The organism is Butyrivibrio sp. ob235 (genome assembly GCF_900109475.1).
Lineage (GTDB): Bacteria > Bacillota > Clostridia > Lachnospirales > Lachnospiraceae > Butyrivibrio.
Genome location: NZ_FOBE01000001.1, coordinates 244,977 through 261,105 on the forward strand (window position 1 = coordinate 244,977; position 16,129 = coordinate 261,105).

Annotated in this window: 19 protein-coding genes; 18 read left to right on the top strand and 1 reads right to left on the bottom strand. The window is 37.4% G+C overall.

The window, feature by feature from the left end; genetic code table 11:
• Positions 1-17 precede the first annotated feature (17 nt).
• The 12 genes from hisIE (at position 18) to rsfS (ending at position 9,580) form a co-directional block, all read left to right on the top strand.
• Positions 18-1,295 carry a bifunctional phosphoribosyl-AMP cyclohydrolase/phosphoribosyl-ATP diphosphatase HisIE gene (gene hisIE / locus BMW61_RS01025; RefSeq protein WP_091819443.1) on the top strand — a complete coding sequence of 426 codons (1,278 nt, stop codon included), beginning with the start codon at positions 18-20 and terminating at the stop codon, positions 1,293-1,295.
• A gap of 69 nt (positions 1,296-1,364) precedes the next feature.
• On the top strand, positions 1,365-3,248 hold the full coding sequence (locus tag BMW61_RS01030) for a TIGR03960 family B12-binding radical SAM protein (RefSeq protein ID WP_242876567.1): 1,884 nt from the start codon (positions 1,365-1,367) through the stop codon (positions 3,246-3,248).
• A 15-nt stretch (positions 3,249-3,263) separates the two neighbouring features.
• Positions 3,264-4,019 carry a TIGR03936 family radical SAM-associated protein gene (locus BMW61_RS01035; RefSeq protein WP_022759961.1) on the top strand — a complete coding sequence of 252 codons (756 nt, stop codon included), beginning with the start codon at positions 3,264-3,266 and terminating at the stop codon, positions 4,017-4,019.
• Entirely contained in the window at positions 4,012-5,055 is a 1,044-nt protein-coding gene (locus tag BMW61_RS01040; RefSeq protein ID WP_091819445.1) for a ribonuclease E/G, read from the top strand. The genes BMW61_RS01035 and BMW61_RS01040 overlap by 8 nt, the downstream gene beginning before the upstream one ends.
• 92 nt (positions 5,056-5,147) lie before the next feature.
• On the top strand, positions 5,148-5,456 hold the full coding sequence (gene rplU, locus BMW61_RS01045) for a 50S ribosomal protein L21 (protein WP_022759963.1): 309 nt from the start codon (positions 5,148-5,150) through the stop codon (positions 5,454-5,456).
• Positions 5,457-5,483: 27 nt separating this feature from the next.
• Positions 5,484-5,813, top strand: coding sequence for a ribosomal-processing cysteine protease Prp (locus tag BMW61_RS01050; protein WP_022759964.1), 330 nt, complete (start codon positions 5,484-5,486; stop codon positions 5,811-5,813).
• A 3-nt stretch (positions 5,814-5,816) separates the two neighbouring features.
• Positions 5,817-6,101: a 50S ribosomal protein L27 gene (rpmA, locus tag BMW61_RS01055; RefSeq protein ID WP_022759965.1), complete on the top strand. Its 285-nt coding sequence runs from the start codon at positions 5,817-5,819 to the stop codon at positions 6,099-6,101.
• 97 nt (positions 6,102-6,198) lie between these two features.
• Positions 6,199-7,593: a GTPase ObgE gene (gene obgE / locus BMW61_RS01060; protein ID WP_091819446.1), complete on the top strand. Its 1,395-nt coding sequence runs from the start codon at positions 6,199-6,201 to the stop codon at positions 7,591-7,593.
• Entirely contained in the window at positions 7,577-7,873 is a 297-nt protein-coding gene (gene yhbY, locus BMW61_RS01065) for a ribosome assembly RNA-binding protein YhbY (RefSeq protein WP_022759967.1), read from the top strand. Before obgE ends, yhbY begins: the two co-directional genes overlap by 17 nt.
• A 77-nt stretch (positions 7,874-7,950) precedes the next feature.
• Positions 7,951-8,607: a nicotinate-nucleotide adenylyltransferase gene (gene nadD / locus BMW61_RS01070; protein ID WP_022759968.1), complete on the top strand. Its 657-nt coding sequence runs from the start codon at positions 7,951-7,953 to the stop codon at positions 8,605-8,607.
• A gap of 21 nt (positions 8,608-8,628) precedes the next feature.
• Positions 8,629-9,222, top strand: coding sequence for a bis(5'-nucleosyl)-tetraphosphatase (symmetrical) YqeK (gene yqeK / locus BMW61_RS01075; protein WP_022759969.1), 594 nt, complete (start codon positions 8,629-8,631; stop codon positions 9,220-9,222).
• Positions 9,215-9,580: a ribosome silencing factor gene (rsfS, locus tag BMW61_RS01080; RefSeq protein WP_022759970.1), complete on the top strand. Its 366-nt coding sequence runs from the start codon at positions 9,215-9,217 to the stop codon at positions 9,578-9,580. The genes yqeK and rsfS overlap by 8 nt, the downstream gene beginning before the upstream one ends.
• 104 nt (positions 9,581-9,684) lie before the next feature.
• On the opposite strand, the gene lexA is transcribed toward rsfS, so the two are convergent.
• On the bottom strand, positions 9,685-10,299 hold the full coding sequence (gene lexA, locus BMW61_RS01085; protein ID WP_022759971.1) for a transcriptional repressor LexA: 615 nt from the start codon (positions 10,297-10,299) through the stop codon (positions 9,685-9,687).
• Between the two features lie 399 nt (positions 10,300-10,698).
• Here lexA and BMW61_RS01090 point away from each other — a divergent pair, with 399 nt between their 5' ends.
• The 6 genes from BMW61_RS01090 to BMW61_RS01115 all read left to right on the top strand — a co-directional run bounded on the left by BMW61_RS01090 (position 10,699) and on the right by BMW61_RS01115 (position 16,116).
• Positions 10,699-11,115, top strand: coding sequence for a LysM peptidoglycan-binding domain-containing protein (locus BMW61_RS01090; RefSeq protein WP_026497508.1), 417 nt, complete (start codon positions 10,699-10,701; stop codon positions 11,113-11,115).
• Between the two features lie 142 nt (positions 11,116-11,257).
• Positions 11,258-12,382 (top strand): DUF5692 family protein, encoded by a 1,125-nt coding sequence (locus BMW61_RS01095; RefSeq protein WP_022759973.1) that lies wholly within the window; start codon positions 11,258-11,260, stop codon positions 12,380-12,382.
• A gap of 32 nt (positions 12,383-12,414) precedes the next feature.
• Positions 12,415-12,762 (top strand): hydrogenase maturation nickel metallochaperone HypA, encoded by a 348-nt coding sequence (locus BMW61_RS01100; protein WP_022759974.1) that lies wholly within the window; start codon positions 12,415-12,417, stop codon positions 12,760-12,762.
• Between the two features lie 183 nt (positions 12,763-12,945).
• Positions 12,946-14,205, top strand: coding sequence for a 6-phosphofructokinase (locus tag BMW61_RS01105; protein WP_022759975.1), 1,260 nt, complete (start codon positions 12,946-12,948; stop codon positions 14,203-14,205).
• 211 nt (positions 14,206-14,416) lie between these two features.
• A complete protein-coding gene (locus BMW61_RS01110) occupies positions 14,417-15,130 on the top strand; it encodes a DUF975 family protein (protein WP_022759976.1) in 714 nt (237 codons plus the stop codon).
• A gap of 92 nt (positions 15,131-15,222) precedes the next feature.
• Positions 15,223-16,116: an Ig-like domain-containing protein gene (locus BMW61_RS01115; RefSeq protein WP_022759977.1), complete on the top strand. Its 894-nt coding sequence runs from the start codon at positions 15,223-15,225 to the stop codon at positions 16,114-16,116.
• The last annotated feature ends 13 nt before the right edge of the window (positions 16,117-16,129 follow it).

The window sequence follows — 16,129 nt, forward strand, 5'->3', positions numbered from 1 at the left end:
TTACCGGGAGAACTAATATGCTGAAAAAATTTATACCCTGCATATATTTACATAACGGAAATGCTGTTGCATCTTTGGAAAATGCAGATGTTATTTCACAGTCACCTGTTATGCTTGCAGAGAAATATGATGATGACGATTGTGATGCAATAATCATTTTTGATATGTCAGAAAGTGATGCAGAGCATGAAGAATCACTTGATATCATAAAGGAAATATGCGGTGTGGTTTCCTGCGATGTATATGGCGCAGGAAACGTTAAGCGTATGGAAGATATAAAAAAACTTATATATGCCGGTTGCAAAAAGGCTTGTCTCAATTTTTCCAAACAGGGCAATATAGATATTTTGCAAGAGGTATCAGAGAAATTCGGCAAAGGCAAAATCTGTATATGCTATACAGAGACCGATAAAATATCAGCTTACGATGAACTTATAAAAAAATATGCTGATGAGCTGATTCTTTTGAACAGTTCTGAAATAAAGAAAACATTTGCTATTGATTTGCCAACTATATTATGCCTTCCGGATTTATCTCTTGATAAAATGATAGGACTGATGTCAGAGAAAAATGTCAGCGGCCTTTCCGGAAAAGCTATAAATGTCAATTCTTCCGAAATCAGAAATATGAAAAACATCTGCGCGGAGAATGATCTTGCGGTAAATCGTATGCTCCCTCAGTTTAAATGGGAAGATTTCAAGAAAAATTCCGATGGCATGGTTCCTGTAGTGGTTCAGGATTACAGAACAGATGCGGTTTTGATGGTTGCTTATTTTAACGAAGAATCATATAAGAAGACTCTTGAAACCGGTAAGATGACATATTTTAGCAGAAGTCGCAATGAGCTTTGGCTTAAGGGAGAGACAAGCGGTCACTTCCAATATGTTAAGAAGCTGACAGCGGATTGTGATATGGACACTATACTAGCAAAGGTAAGACAGGTTGGTGTCGCATGCCATACCGGCAGCTATTCATGCTTTTTCAACGAAATCACCGGAAAAAAATATGCAGAGAAAAATCCTCAAAAGGTGCTCGACAGTGTATTTACCGTTATAAATGACAGAAAAACCAATCCAAGGGAAGGTTCTTACACCAATTACCTCTTCGATAAAGGATTGGATAAGATACTGAAAAAAGTCGGTGAGGAAAGTACCGAAATGGTCATCGCCGCAAAAAATAAAAATTCAAATGAACTCATTTACGAAATGGCTGATTTCCTGTATCATATGATGGTACTTATGGCAGAAAAAGATATTAGCTGGGAAGAAATAACCGATGAGCTCGCAAGGCGCTAAGGCCTTTTAATATCGATTATTTGAATTATTTCTCAATTGATGTCTTTTATAAATCTTTCGAGGTGTAATTTGAACGAAAAATTAGCATTATCAGATGAAATCCTTCTTAGCATCAGTAAACCCGAGCGCTATATAGGCGGCGAGGTTAACAGTGCTGTGAAGGATTTATCTGACATTAAAATCAGATTTGCATTCTGTTTCCCTGATGTGTACGAAATAGGCATGTCACATTTGGGAATTCAGATTCTTTACGGTTTATTCAACGAATATGAAGATGTATGGTGTGAGCGGGTATTTTCTCCCTGGTCCGATATGGACAGTATCATGAGAGAAAATGACATCCCGCTTTTTGCTTTGGAATCACAGGATCCCATAAAGGGTTTTGATTTCCTTGGATTTACACTTCAATACGAGATGTGTTATACAAACATACTTCAGGTTCTTGATCTTTCAGGAGTCGCGATATATTCAAAGGACAGAACCTGGGATGATCCTATAGTTATTGGCGGTGGTCCTTGTTCATATAATCCGGAGCCTATAGCAGATTTCTTTGACCTTTTCTATATCGGTGAAGGAGAAACGAAATACAGAGAGCTTTTTGATTTATACGAAAAAGCAAAGGATGAAGGCTTATCAAGAGAGGAATTCTTATTCCAATGCTCTCAAATTAATGGCATCTATGTTCCTTCTTTATACGATATCAGCTACAAAGAAGACGGGACAATTAAAGCTATAACTCCTGTCAGAGAGGGCGTTCCTTCCGTAGTAAAAAAAGAACTATGCCTGGACCTCACAAATGCGTATTATCCAATGAAGCCTGTTATGCCTTTTATCAGAGTAACTCAGGACAGAGTAGTAATGGAGGTTATGAGAGGCTGCATCAGAGGCTGCAGATTCTGCCAGGCGGGGCAGTTATACAGGCCTCTTCGTGAAAGAGATGTAAAGAAGCTGGAAGAATACGCAATTACATTACTTAAGAATACAGGCTACGAAGAAATATCCTTAAGCTCACTCAGCACAAGTGACTACACAGGATTAAATGAGCTTTTGGAATTCCTGATTGATTACTGTAACGAGCATAAAGTCAATATATCATTGCCTTCCCTTAGAATTGATGCATTTTCTCTTGATGTAATGAGCAAGGTTCAGGATGTTAAGAAATCCTCACTTACATTTGCACCTGAGGCCGGATCTCAAAGGATGAGAAATGTAATTAATAAAGGGCTTACTGAAGAGGATATATTACGAGGAGCTCATGAAGCTTTTGTTGGCGGATGGAATAAGGTTAAGCTTTATTTCATGCTTGGCCTTCCCGGAGAGACTTCTGAAGATATTGAAGGAATAGGAGATATAGCCAATAAAATTGCTGTTGAGTATTTCGAGACAGTTCCTAAGGAGAAGAGAAACGGAAGAACAATTGAAATCGTAGCAAGTACGTCTTTCTTTGTCCCAAAGCCCTTTACTCCTTTCCAATGGGCTCCTATGAATACCAAGGAAGAATTCCTTGATAAGGCAAGTATCACCAGAAAAGGTATAATGGCTCAGCTTAACCAGAAGCATATAAAGTATAACTGGCACGAGGCTAATGCCAGCATGCTTGAAGGTATACTTGCTCGCGGTGACAGAAAGCTATCGACAGTTATTTATAATGTATATAAAAGAGGCTGTATTTTTGATGCCTGGAGCGAACATTTTAAAAATGATATCTGGCTGGAAGAAATGGAAAAAGCTTCTCTTGATCCCATGTTCTATGTAAAAAGAGAGCGAACAAAGGATGAAATTCTCCCCTGGGATATGATAGATTGCGGAGTATCCAAAGAATTTTTATGGCGAGAATGGGAAACCTCCAAAAAAGGCGTTGTATCTCCGAATTGCAGACAGTCATGTATGGGATGTGGTGGCGCAAATTACGGTGTAGGTATTTGTTTTCAGCCTAAAACCGGTGTTAATTAAAGGTACTGACAAATTATGGTAAAACTACGATTAAAATTTTCAAAGCATGGTCCGATAAGGTTTCTTGGTCATCTGGATGTCATGAGATATGTCCAAAAAGCTATAAGACGTGCTGAAATAGATATTAAATACAGTGAAGGCTACAGCCCTCATCAGATTCTTTCTTTTGCACAGCCTCTTAGTGTCGGTTCCACAACCGATGGTGATTATATGGACATGACCGTACTTAGCTGTAAGTCACCCGAAGCTGTTATGGATTCTTTAAACAATGCAATGAATGAAGGCATTGTAATAACGGCTATCAGTGAACTGCCGGAGAAATCCGTAAATGCCATGACGAGTGTAGCTGCTGCTGAATATGTTATTTCATTCAGAGATGGAAAAGCTCCTGAGTTTAATCTAGAAAGTACTTTTAGAAGTTTCATGGAACAGAATGAAATTTTAGCTACAAAGAAGACAAAAAATGGTGAGAAAGAAATAAATATCAAGCCACTGATTTATGATTATGAGATACTTCCGGGAAATCAGATACATGTCCTTGTATCTGCCGGCAGTTCAAGTAATTTAAAAGCATCTCTTTTAACCGAATCGCTGTTTTCATTTGCAGGAGAGGAGATGAAGCCGTTTGCTGCCGTTTATCACAGACTTGAAACCTACCTTTCCGGTAATGATGAAAAAGGTTACTTTATTCAGCCTATGATTCCGCAAAAAATTCCGGCTCTTTCTTTTGCTGCCACTAAGTCCTCCTCACAGGGAAAGCTTTATGTGTGAAATAATTATTACAAGATGGCACGGACATCTTTCAATGATCGGTATTCTAAATAATACAGTTCAGTCGCTGGATATTTTGGATTCCATTGACAGGATCGGCAATATATACGTCGGAAGAGTCGAGAATCTTGTATCCAATTTAAACGCTGCTTTTGTCAGGTTTGAAAACATTAAGGGAAAGCATAGTGTAGGATTTTTACCATTTAAAGCTATGCCTCCTGCACATATACTTAACAGAAATGCTGATTCATCTACATTGAAAACCGGCGATATAGTTCTTGTCCAATTAAAAGTGGAAGAGCAAAAAACAAAGCAGGCGAGGCTATCCGGTAAAATCGACCTTGATAGTTCTACTTTTGACGGTAATATCGATGATTTGATAAAGATTGCCAAGACAAGATGTGAGTACCAGATGATATCAGGTAATACCGGCCTTGTATCTGATGAAATTAGTACATTCGTATCTGATTTTATCAAAATTATTGATGCTATTGATCCTGATGCCAATTGCGCAGAATCCTATAAAATTGTTACAGATATACGAGATATTTATGATGAACTGAGCGCTCATAATGTTGTATGTGAATATTATGATGAGGAAGAAAAAAGACTTCCTTTACAAATAAATTATAGTCTTTCCAGTAAAACAGATGATTTGTTTTGGAAGAAGGTCTGGCTGGATTCGGGAGCATTTCTGATAATAGAGCAGACTGAAACCCTTAATCTGATTGACGTCAACTCAGGAAAAGCTACAAAAAAATCCGAGGATTTCTTTTTAAAACTTAATATGGAAGCTGCTATTGAAGCTTACAGACAGATTAGGCTAAGAAATCTTTCGGGCATGATACTTATTGATTTCGTGTCAATGAAAAATGCCGACATGAATGAAAGACTTATCTCATTTATAAAGAATCTGATACAATCGGATCCAATGAATCTGACTTATATTGATTTGACAGGTCTTGGTATAATGGAGTTTACAAGACAAAAAAGAAAAAAATCTCTGAGAGAAACTATTGACATAAAAAATAAGTGATGTTATTATTTCAGAGTATGCCGCTTAACGAGGTTGAAGTGGATTAATTTTTCCCACCATAGTTAGCGAGATTTGGAAAAAGGAGGTGCCTTATGTACGCAATTATTGTTACTGGTGGTAAGCAGTACAAGGTTTCCGAGGGCGACGTTATTCGTGTTGAGAAGCTTGACGTAGAAGCCGGAAAAGAAGTTACATTTGATAATGTTATTGCTGTAAGTGATGACAAGACTCTTAAGGTTGCTGGTGATGTAGCAGGCGCTAAAGTTAGTGCAACTGTTATGGAACAGGGCAAGGGCAAGAAGGTTATCGTTTACAAGTACAAGTCTAAGACAGGTTATCACAAGAAGAACGGTCACAGACAGTGCTTCACAAGCGTAAAGATTGATAAGATTTCTCTTTAATCTTGTGTTTTTTGAGTGTTTGCAGATATGACAAATATCATTATTCGTAAAAATACGGATGGCGAGTACAAGGGCTTTAAGCTTGAAGGACATGCCGGTTCCGGTGAATATGGCAAAGATATAGTATGTGCAGCAATTTCCATGCTATCTATTAATACTGTCAATTCTCTTGAAAAATTTACAGATGATGTTTTTACCTGTGATGCTAATCCTGAGAAGGGTTACATCGAAGTGCAAGCAGAGAATGGTTTCTCTAAGGAGGGCGAATTATTGATGAAGTCCTTTGAGCTTGGAATTACAGGTGTCTACAAACAGTATGGTAATGAGTTTTTGAACATTAAATTCGAGGAGGTGTAAGTCATGTTGAATATGGACCTTCAATTTTTTGCTCATAAGAAGGGAGTCGGATCCACAAAGAATGGTCGTGATTCCGAGTCAAAGCGTCTTGGAGCAAAGAGAGCTGACGGACAATTCGTAAAGGCTGGAAATATTTTATACAGACAGCGCGGCACTCATATTCATCCCGGTGTGAACGTTGGTATCGGTAAGGATGATACTCTGTTTGCACTTATCGATGGTGTGCTTCGTTTCGAGCGCAAAGGCCGCGATAAGAAGCAGGCTAGCGTTTACGCTGTAGAGAAGTAATCAGTATCGTTTTGTATTGAGCTCCAAACATATTTTGTTTGGAGCTCTTTTTCTTAGAATCCCCGTTGTTTTTATATAATTTATTTAGGAGATTATAATGCCTGCATTTGTTGATAGAGCAAGAATATTTGTTAAAAGCGGAAAAGGCGGAGATGGCCACGTATCCTTCAGAAGAGAAAAATTTGTTGCCAATGGTGGTCCCGATGGCGGAGACGGCGGAAAAGGTGGAGATGTTATTGTTAAAGTTGACCTTGGAATCAATACTCTCTCAGATTTCCATTATGGCGGCAAATATAAAGCAGAAAACGGTGAAGATGGCGGAAAGAGAAGATGTCACGGCAAACAAGGCTCTGATATCATTATTAAGGTCCCCCAGGGTACAGTAATTAAAGAAGCTGAGAGCGGTAAAGTCATTGTCGATATGTCCGGCGAAACCACAGAGTTTGTTTTACTTAAAGGTGGTCGCGGCGGTAATGGTAATATGCATTATGCAACCAGTACAATGCAGGCGCCGAGATATGCTCAGCCCGGCCAACCCTCCAAAGAACTTGAAATATTACTTGAGCTGAAAATGATAGCAGATGTAGGACTTGTTGGTTTCCCCAATGTTGGTAAATCGACGTTTTTAACAAAAGTATCTAACGCTAAGCCCAAAGTAGCAAACTATCATTTCACAACATTAACCCCTATTCTGGGTGTTGTAAGTTTAAATGATGCAAGAGGCTTTGTTGTAGCAGATATTCCCGGACTTATCGAGGGCGCAGCCGATGGAGCAGGTCTCGGACATGAATTTTTGCGCCACATTGAGCGTACAAGGATGATGATTCATGTTGTAGATGCTGCAGGAACAGAAGGGCGGGATCCCTTTGAAGATATAGAAGCCATAAATAATGAACTTGCCAAATACAATGCCGATATTACCAAGAAAACACAGGTAATAGCAGCAAATAAGATTGACATGCTTCCTGATGGAGAAGACTCTGAGATAATTCAAAAACTCAGAGAAAAATTTGAGCCACAGGGTGTAAAGGTATTTGCAACGTCAACGTTAACTGGCAAAGGCATTAATGAACTGCTATACTATATAAGTAGAGAACTTGACAAACTTGGTGATGATACTGTCGTATTTGAAAGTGAGTATGATCCCGAGGTTGAACTCAAGGTAGAAAATGAGTCCTTCACTGTTGAATATGATTCAAATGCTAAGGAATATGTAATAGAAGGACCAAAGATTGAAAAAATGCTTGGATATACTAACCTTGATTCCGAAAAAGGTTTCGCATTTTTCCAGAATTTCCTTGTTGAGACAGGTATTCTCGATAAACTTGAAGAACTTGGTATACAGGAAGGTGATACCGTCAGAATGTACGGTAACAGTTTTGATTATTACAGAAATGCAGATACCGGCGATAATTCAGTCATGAATAATGCCGAAATGCAAGATGATGATATAGATATTGATATGGAGGACAATGATGAATTTAACGAGTAAACAGCGCGCTTACTTAAAAGGGTTAGCCATGAATCTGGAGCCTGTTTTTCAGATTGGCAAGTCAGCAGTAACTCCCGAAGTAACTGAAGCAGTTTCCGAATGTTTTAATAATAAAGAGCTTATAAAGGGTTCTATTTTAAAGAATTGTACAGATGATGTTAAAGAGGTGGCAAATACTGTTGCTGACAGAACCAGATCAACACTCGTTCAGGTAATCGGCCGCAAATTTGTGTTATACAAGCCTTTTCATGAAAATCCTGAAATCAAGCTTCCTAAATAAGTAATATGTATTAAAATTTGGCCCTGTTATCATAAAGGCTACAATACTAAAAACAATTTTACAGCGAGGTTATTACTATGGCAGGCAGAAAAATCGGAATATTAGGCGGAACGTTTGATCCTATTCATCATGTTCATCTTATTCTTGGCGAAGCAGCAAGAGAGCAGTTTTGCCTGGACAGGATTATCTTTATACCCAGTGGGTGTTCATATATGAAAGATACCTCTTCCATAACTCCCGGTGAGCTTAGATATCAGATGGTTAAGCTTGCAATTGAAAATAATCCTTATTTTACCTGCTCTCGAATTGAGATTGATCGTGAAGGTAATAGTTATACTATTGATACCTTACGTGAGCTTAAGAAGATGTATCCCGGTGATGAGATATATCTGATACTCGGCGGTGATACTTTCAGATCAATTGAAAGCTGGTATGAAAGTGAAGAGATTTTCAAAAACTGCATTATTCTGGCTGCTGTAAGAGACAATATGTCTATAGAAGATATGGATAAGCAAAGACGCCATCTGCACGATACATATGGTGCTGATGTCAGAATTCTCTCATTTAAGAATCTTGATTTATCAAGCAGCGACATCAGAGCTCGTATGAAAACCGGCAGATCGGTAAGATATCTTCTTCCGGATTCTGTTATTGAGTTTGCATGCCTGAAGAATATATTCAATGGAATCCCCGTAGATAATGATACCGATGATGTAAAAATATATAATGGTTGATTCATTACCTGACATTACATTATGAAGATTATTGATATTTCACACAAATTCCGAAAAGAAATGAAGCTTGTACTAAATGCGGATCGTTTTGACCACACATTGGGAGTAGCGTATACAGCAGCAAATATGGCCGCTGTACATGATGTTTCTATTGAAAAGGCTCTTATTGCAGGATATTTACATGACTGCGCTAAAAATCTCGATCATGAAGAGCAAATTAAAATCTGCAAAAAGTACGAAGTTGATATTTCCGAAGTAGAAAGAAGAAATCCGTCACTTATTCATGCTAAAGCAGGTATGTGTTTGGCAGAGCACAGATATGGTATCGATGACAAAGAGATTTTATCAGCTATAAGGTGGCATACTACCGGACACCCGGGAATGACGGACCTTGAAAAAATCGTATTCATCGCAGATTTTATAGAACCGAACAGAAAACCGCTTGAACATATGAGCGAAATTCGTAAAGAAGCATATAAAAATCTCGACAAATGTATGCTTTATATATTAAGGGACACGCTTAACTATTTAAAGAACATTGATAAAGAATGCGATCCCATGACTCAGGACACTTATGATTATTATTTAAAAAAGGGCAGGATGAACAATGAGTGAACACACAATTGAAAATTCAAAAAATATGGTCAAGATAGCTGTTGAGGCTATAGAAAATACAAAGGGCTCCGATATTGAAATTATCGATATCAGTGAAGTTTCATCACTTGGTGATTATTTCATAGTTGCAAGTGGTTCAAACAGATCTCAGATCCAGGCTATGGCTGATAAAGTTGAAGAGGCCCTTGGCAGAGCAGGCTATGAGAAAAAGGATGTAGAAGGTTATGAGAGTGCTTTTTGGATTCTTCAGGACTTCGGAGACATAATTGTTCACATATTTGATCAGGAAAACAGATTATTCTATGATCTTGAAAGAATATGGAGAGACGGAAAGCATATTACTAAAGATGAGCTGTAATTAGTTAAGGAGTAGATATTTATGAAAATATCTACTCCTTCTTTTTTATCAATATTAAATGATCTAATCGAGGATTTGGCATTTATAAATACGAATCAAAAATATCAATAAAGCCTTAAAACGCCAAATACTCTGCCAAGAATCTCGCAATCATCGACAATTATAGGTTCCATAGTATCGTTCTCAGGCTGAAGTCTTATATGTCCCTTTTCTTTATAAAAAGTTTTAACTGTTGCTGAATCATCTATAAGGGCAACTATCTGCTCACCATTCCTGGCTGTATCACAAGCTTCAACAAAAATATGATCCCCATTAAAAATGCCGGCATTTATCATAGAATCACCTTTAACATTTAGTATGAACATCTGTCCTTTAGGACACATCTCAGCCGGGATAGGGAAGTAGCTGTCAATATTCTGCTCTGCAAGAATAGGAGTTCCCGCAGCAACCTGACCGACAACAGGAATATTAACCATCTCAGTTCGAATCATATTGAATGAATCGTCACAAATTTCAATTGTACGAGGCTTGGTAGGATCTCTTTTTATATATCCGTTTTTCTCAAGTGTTTCAAGATGAGAGTGGACAGAAGATGTTGATTTCAGATGTACTGTCTCACAAATTTCTCTTACTGTCGGCGGATAGCCTTTCTCCAGAATCTTATCCTTGATAAAATCCAATATTTCTTGCTGTTTTGCACTAATTCTTCTTTTTTCCATGATAATCCTCCATAAAAATTCAGAACCTATGTTCAGTTTAGCATAAAAAAAGAATTATAGCAAACATATATTCGCTGTACGTTTTATTGGACAGGGGATGGATTATTATGAATACATAAAGAAATTGAATTAATCACAAAACACCCACATTACTGTGAGTGTCCTGCGATTTTCTTATGAGGGGGAGATAGTGTGATTTCGTTCATCAACTATCTTGATTAAATAATACTTTATAAATATGAACAAAATATGAACTCAAACGAATGATTTCTTTAAGATTATTTTGTTCTCAATTTTAGAACAAATGTGCGAATTTATTGTTGACAAAAGAATAAATGTTCGATATATTTATTACAGAACAACCGTTCGTAACGTTTGTTCGCATTCGGAGGTAACAAGATGAGAGAAGTGGTTGTTGGTGGTAAAACTTATAGTTATTCAGAGAACTGTGAGAAGAGCTTTGTTCGTTCCATGAATAATAAGAAGAGAAGAGAGATACAGCTTCGCAGAAGAGTTGTTACATTTTGTGTTTCTGTTTCTGTAATCATTTTCCTTGCTCTCATTCTTTCATTCTCATTTAAATCTGACGCAAGTAGCAGTGATGATCATCAGCAATATCGTTATTATTCTTCCGTATCAATAGCTTCCGGTGATTCAGTATATTCGATAGCTGAGAAATATATGGACGACCTTCATTACAGAGATATCAATGAACTTGCTCATGACATCGCTTCAATCAACAGAATATCGACAAATACTGATCTTGTAGCAGGTTCTAAAATATTTGTTCCTTATTATGATGATTTCATAAAATAAAAAGAAAAAATCGGAAACTACATTTTAAATAATAGTATCCATAAATACAGTATAAAATATATAACTTTTGCCAATAGCATTTTACGCTCATATATTGCATTATTATTGAAGATAATATTGTTTAATTTTATGGAGGTAACTTATGCTATTCCAACTTTATGGCTCAAGTGCTGCGTCACAACTCATTGGATGGGTTCTTGTCTTCACGGGCCTTATTCTTATGAACGAGATTGGTAGAAGAACAAAAGCCGGCGGTATCCTGGTTTTTGTAATTATCCCTACAATCCTCACAGTTTATTTTATTGTAGCACATCTTGGTATGTTTGGAGGTGCGAGCAATCCTACAGTAGCTTATATGGACGGTTGGTTCCATTATTTCAAACTTTACGCTGCTGATATAGGATGTGTAGGCTTCATGATGATCAAGTACAAGTGGGGCATTGGCAAAGAAAAATGGTTTGCCTGGTTCCCTTGGTTCATCGTTGCAGCTAACATCATGATCGCAAATGTTTCTGATATGGAGTCAGCTCTTGCTGCATTTAATATCACAGGTAACCTTTCCGGTGCATGGTGGGCATCTAACGAAGGTGTATTCATCTACGGTGGATGGTGGAACGTTGTTAACGCTCTTGCAGGTATGATAAATATCTTCTGTATGACAGGTGTTGTTCATCTTTACACGTCTAAAGACAGAAATAAGTCAGATATGCTCTGGCCTGATATGACCGTTTGGTTTATCCTTGCTTATGATGTATGGAACTTTGAGTATACATACCTAAATCTTCCTACACACACCTGGTATTGCGGCGTTGCACTTCTTCTTGCACCTACTTTTGCAAATGCATTTTGGAACAAGGGTGCATGGATTCAGAACAGAGCTAATACACTTGCTATCTGGTGCATGTGGGCTCAGGTAGTTCCCGGATTCCAGCTTTGGAGTAAGTTTGCGGCAGCACTTCCTACAGTATACGGTGGTGCTACAGCTAATAACATTACTACAATGGATCTTTATTCAAAGGCAATTGAGCTTTACAATTCAGGAGCAGGTAAAACAGCACAGGCAGGAGAAATCATTTCATCTATGGGCATTACCGCAGATCCCAGAATGCAGGGATTTGTTGCTATTCTCTCAATAACAATCAATGTTATTTGTATAGCAGAGATTATTAAGAGAGCAGTAAAACTTGGTAAGAATCCTTACTCAAATAATGTATTTGAAGATACTAAGGATTTCCAGCTTGCTATGGATCGTGCTGAGAAGGCGTAAATATTTATATCGCGCTTATAATTGAGGTTTTTATGCACGAACTTGGTGTAGTATTTCATATTATTGATGATCTTAAAGAGGTCGCAGAAGAAAACAAAATTGAAAAAATTGAGAAGGTTACAATTGAACTTGGTGAAGTTTCAACCGTAATTCCTCACTTTTTGACTGACTGTTGGAAATGGGCTTCAGAGAAGCAGGATTTTATTAAAGATACAGAACTTTTAATCGAAACAATTCCTGCGATAACTGAGTGTCAGGATTGCAAGAAGCAATATGGAACCGTTGCCCACGGAAGAATATGTCCCTTTTGCGGCAGTGAACACACATATCTTGTACAGGGTAATGAATTTCTAATAAAAGAAATTGAAGTACAGGAATGATTGCAAAATTAATATATTTTAACGAAAAACTCAGCTTATATCCCTGATATAAGTTGAGTTTTTTTAATCTATTGCGTATTTTGTATTTTTTTCTTATACATTTTTAATGACAACATAGGATTTTTATTATAAAATGTATGCATGTTGCATAATACAAAACTAGGTAAGGGGGTATTCATAGCCATGGCAACTAAGGAGAAGAGAAATGTTATTGTTGGACAGTCAGGAGGACCTACAGCTGCAATCAATTCCTCACTTGCAGGTGTTTATCGTACAGCTATAGATCGTGGATACAAGAAGGTTTACGGAATGATCCATGGTGTTCAGGGTCTTATGGAAGGTCGTTATGTTGATCTTGCAGAGCACATTAAGACAGGTCTTGATGCTGAGCTCTTAAAGAGAACACCTTCGGCTTATCTTGGCTCATGTCGTTATAAGCTTCCGGAAATATTCGAAAGCAAAGAGACATATGAGAAGATTTTCCAGATACTGACTGATTTGGAAATCGATTGCTTTATTTATATCGGTGGTAATGACTCAATGGATACCATCAAAAAGCTTTCCGATTATGCAATTATTTCGGGATCTACAGTAAGATTCGTAGGATGTCCCAAAACAATTGATAATGACCTTGCACTTACTGATCACACACCCGGATATGGCTCTGCAGCAAAGTACATCGGTACTTCCGTAAAAGAGATTATTCGTGATGGTTGGAGTCTTGAGACCGAGCATGGTCAGGTTGTTATCGTTGAAATCATGGGTAGAAACGCCGGCTGGCTTACAGGTTCAGCTGCTCTTTCAAGAGGAGAGGACTGTGATGGTCCTGATGCAATCTATCTTCCCGAGCTTCCTTTTGACGTTAAGAAGTTCATAGATAAAGTCAGAAAACTCCTTAAAGAGAAAGCCAATGTTGTTATTGCAATCTCTGAGGGTATTCATGATAAAGATGGTAAATATATCAGCGAGTATGACAACGGCGTTGAATATGTAGACGCATTTGGACATAAGCAGCTTACAGGTACTGCAAGATATCTTTGCACAGTTCTTTCAACAGAAATTGGTTGTAAAACAAGAGCTATTGAACTTTCAACTCTTCAGAGAGCTGCAAGCCACTGTGCTTCACGTGTGGATATTCTTGAAGCATATGAGGTTGGCGGTGCTGCCATGAAGGCTGCTGATGAAGGTGACAGCGGTAAGATGGTTGTTATCGAGAGACTTTCAGATGATCCTTATCAGGCAGGAACAGAGGTTAAGGATGTTCATAAGATTGCAAATGATGAACGTCTTGTTCCCAGAGAATGGATTAATAAAGAAGGTACATATGTAACTGATGAGTTTATTACTTATGTTCGTCCTCTTATCCAGGGTGATGTTGGACCGATCATGGTAGATGGTATTCCGAGACATCTTTTCGTACCCGGATTCCAGGAACTCTTATAATATCTTCAATATTGACAATAATCTGTGTTACACCACTGTTATTGGGGGAGGGAGTTGCCTAATATTAGGCAACTCCTGTTTATAATTAATCGGATAATTTGCATAAAAGATATATTATTTCAATATATTTTGCTAAATTTGTACTTTAATTATGCACAATTTGATATAATATATATATAAAAGGAAACTTGTTTTTGAAGGGAGATTAATTATGTGGACAAATTCACTACTTAAACAAAACGGTAAGCTCAACATGAAAAAGAACTACTGGTATTGTGTTGTAGCTTCAGTAGTGCTTGGCATTTGCGTAGGCGGAAGTTCAGGCGGATCAGCTTATAACAGTACCCAGAATAGTGCCAGCTCAGGCGGATCATGGATTTCCGAAATTGATCCCGCAATTATAACAGCAATTTTGGGAGCTGCAGGAATAGCTATTATTATCGGTATCATTATTAAGATTGCTTTATTCAACCCCCTTGAAGTAGGATGCCAGAAGTTCTTTATAATGAACCGCGTTGAGCCCAAGGCTGAACTTGGCTATATAGCATTTGGTCTTAAGAATAACTGGAAGAATGTTGTAAAGACCATGTTTCTTACTCATTTATTTCAGGCTCTGTGGACTTTATTGTTTATTATCCCCGGAATAATAAAAGGCTATTCATACAGGCTCGTTCCATATATCATGGCTGAAAATCCTGATATGGACTCCAATGATGCCATTACACTTTCAAGATCTATGATGAATGGTCAAAAAATGAATGCATTTATTTATGATCTTTCCTTCCTTGGCTGGATAATTTTAACACTCTTTACATGCGGTATACTTGGTATTTTCTATGTTGGCCCTTACAAAGCATGTTCGGATGCAGAGCTTTATACAGCAATTAAAGAGAATTATAATCCGCAGAATACAGTATTACAGTAAAAGCTTAAGATAATATTAATTTTTCTGGCCTGTACTTTTGTGCAGGCCATTTTAGTGCGATAATATTATATATATTTATTTTGGGAACTATTATGAACACAAGAATTAAAAGATACATTTTTTTAATATTTCTATTTTGGGGATTCTTTTTTGCATGCCCTTTTTCAGAAAAACTGAGTATATCACTACATGTCAGTGCCGCCAGTGATAACAAGCTGTATGTCGGATCAAACGCCAGATATTTCACTAAGACTGTTCTTCCTAATGAAGAATTCAAAATTACGGTTTATGACAATCGTCAAAAGCTCAGCACAAAAGGCCTAAAATTTAAATCGAGTAAACCATCTGTTGCAACAATAGATAAAAATGGAAATATCGTTGCTCATGACCTGGGAATCACAACAATACAGATTAAGAGAAAACATCATCTTTTTGCCACTTTAACCGTTAAAGTAAAAGAAAGCATCCCACGAATTCTGTTTATAGGTGATTCCCGTTCGGTTTATATGTTCAATGTAAAAAACAATGAATTGTGCGGTGATGTCAGGAATGGAATGTTTGTTTATGCCAGAAGCGGAGCTCAGCATGATTACATAGACGAGGTCCTTAACGAAGTTGATCCCGATTCTTATGATGTAGTCGTTTCATGGATGGGGGCTAATGACAGAGGTAATTTTGGAGTTTATCGCAAATATTATAACGAACTGCTAAAAATGAAAAAGAAGCTTATTCTATGTACTGTTGGTCCCGTAAAGGATGCATATCTTGATGAAATAGGTCTTATATGTTTTACAAACAATTTAATGGTACATTATAACAAAGGTCTGAAAAAATGGGCCAAGAAAAATCATGTAGCAACAATCGATTTGTATAATTATATAGTAAAAAAGAATTTAAGAGTTGATACAAGAGACGGTGTTCATTATCTTCCACGTCCCACTAAGAGTATTTGGAAATTTATTTTAAAGAAATTACCAAATTTATAATAGCTATTTACTT

Bases quoted from the DNA above. Each gene is read 5' to 3' on its own strand.
- hisIE (WP_091819443.1), top strand. From the start codon at position 18: ATGCTGAAAAAATTTATACCCTGCATATATTTACATAACGGAAATGCT.
- BMW61_RS01035 (WP_022759961.1), top strand. From the start codon at position 3,264: ATGGTAAAACTACGATTAAAATTTTCAAAGCATGGTCCGATAAGGTTT.
- BMW61_RS01040 (WP_091819445.1), top strand. From the start codon at position 4,012: ATGTGTGAAATAATTATTACAAGATGGCACGGACATCTTTCAATGATC.
- rplU (WP_022759963.1), top strand. From the start codon at position 5,148: ATGTACGCAATTATTGTTACTGGTGGTAAGCAGTACAAGGTTTCCGAG.
- BMW61_RS01050 (WP_022759964.1), top strand. From the start codon at position 5,484: ATGACAAATATCATTATTCGTAAAAATACGGATGGCGAGTACAAGGGC.
- rpmA (WP_022759965.1), top strand. From the start codon at position 5,817: ATGTTGAATATGGACCTTCAATTTTTTGCTCATAAGAAGGGAGTCGGA.
- obgE (WP_091819446.1), top strand. From the start codon at position 6,199: ATGCCTGCATTTGTTGATAGAGCAAGAATATTTGTTAAAAGCGGAAAA.
- yhbY (WP_022759967.1), top strand. From the start codon at position 7,577: ATGAATTTAACGAGTAAACAGCGCGCTTACTTAAAAGGGTTAGCCATG.
- nadD (WP_022759968.1), top strand. From the start codon at position 7,951: ATGGCAGGCAGAAAAATCGGAATATTAGGCGGAACGTTTGATCCTATT.
- yqeK (WP_022759969.1), top strand. From the start codon at position 8,629: ATGAAGATTATTGATATTTCACACAAATTCCGAAAAGAAATGAAGCTT.
- rsfS (WP_022759970.1), top strand. From the start codon at position 9,215: ATGAGTGAACACACAATTGAAAATTCAAAAAATATGGTCAAGATAGCT.
- lexA (WP_022759971.1), bottom strand. From the start codon at position 10,299: ATGGAAAAAAGAAGAATTAGTGCAAAACAGCAAGAAATATTGGATTTT.
- BMW61_RS01090 (WP_026497508.1), top strand. From the start codon at position 10,699: ATGAGAGAAGTGGTTGTTGGTGGTAAAACTTATAGTTATTCAGAGAAC.
- BMW61_RS01095 (WP_022759973.1), top strand. From the start codon at position 11,258: ATGCTATTCCAACTTTATGGCTCAAGTGCTGCGTCACAACTCATTGGA.
- BMW61_RS01100 (WP_022759974.1), top strand. From the start codon at position 12,415: ATGCACGAACTTGGTGTAGTATTTCATATTATTGATGATCTTAAAGAG.
- BMW61_RS01105 (WP_022759975.1), top strand. From the start codon at position 12,946: ATGGCAACTAAGGAGAAGAGAAATGTTATTGTTGGACAGTCAGGAGGA.
- BMW61_RS01110 (WP_022759976.1), top strand. From the start codon at position 14,417: ATGTGGACAAATTCACTACTTAAACAAAACGGTAAGCTCAACATGAAA.
- BMW61_RS01115 (WP_022759977.1), top strand. From the start codon at position 15,223: ATGAACACAAGAATTAAAAGATACATTTTTTTAATATTTCTATTTTGG.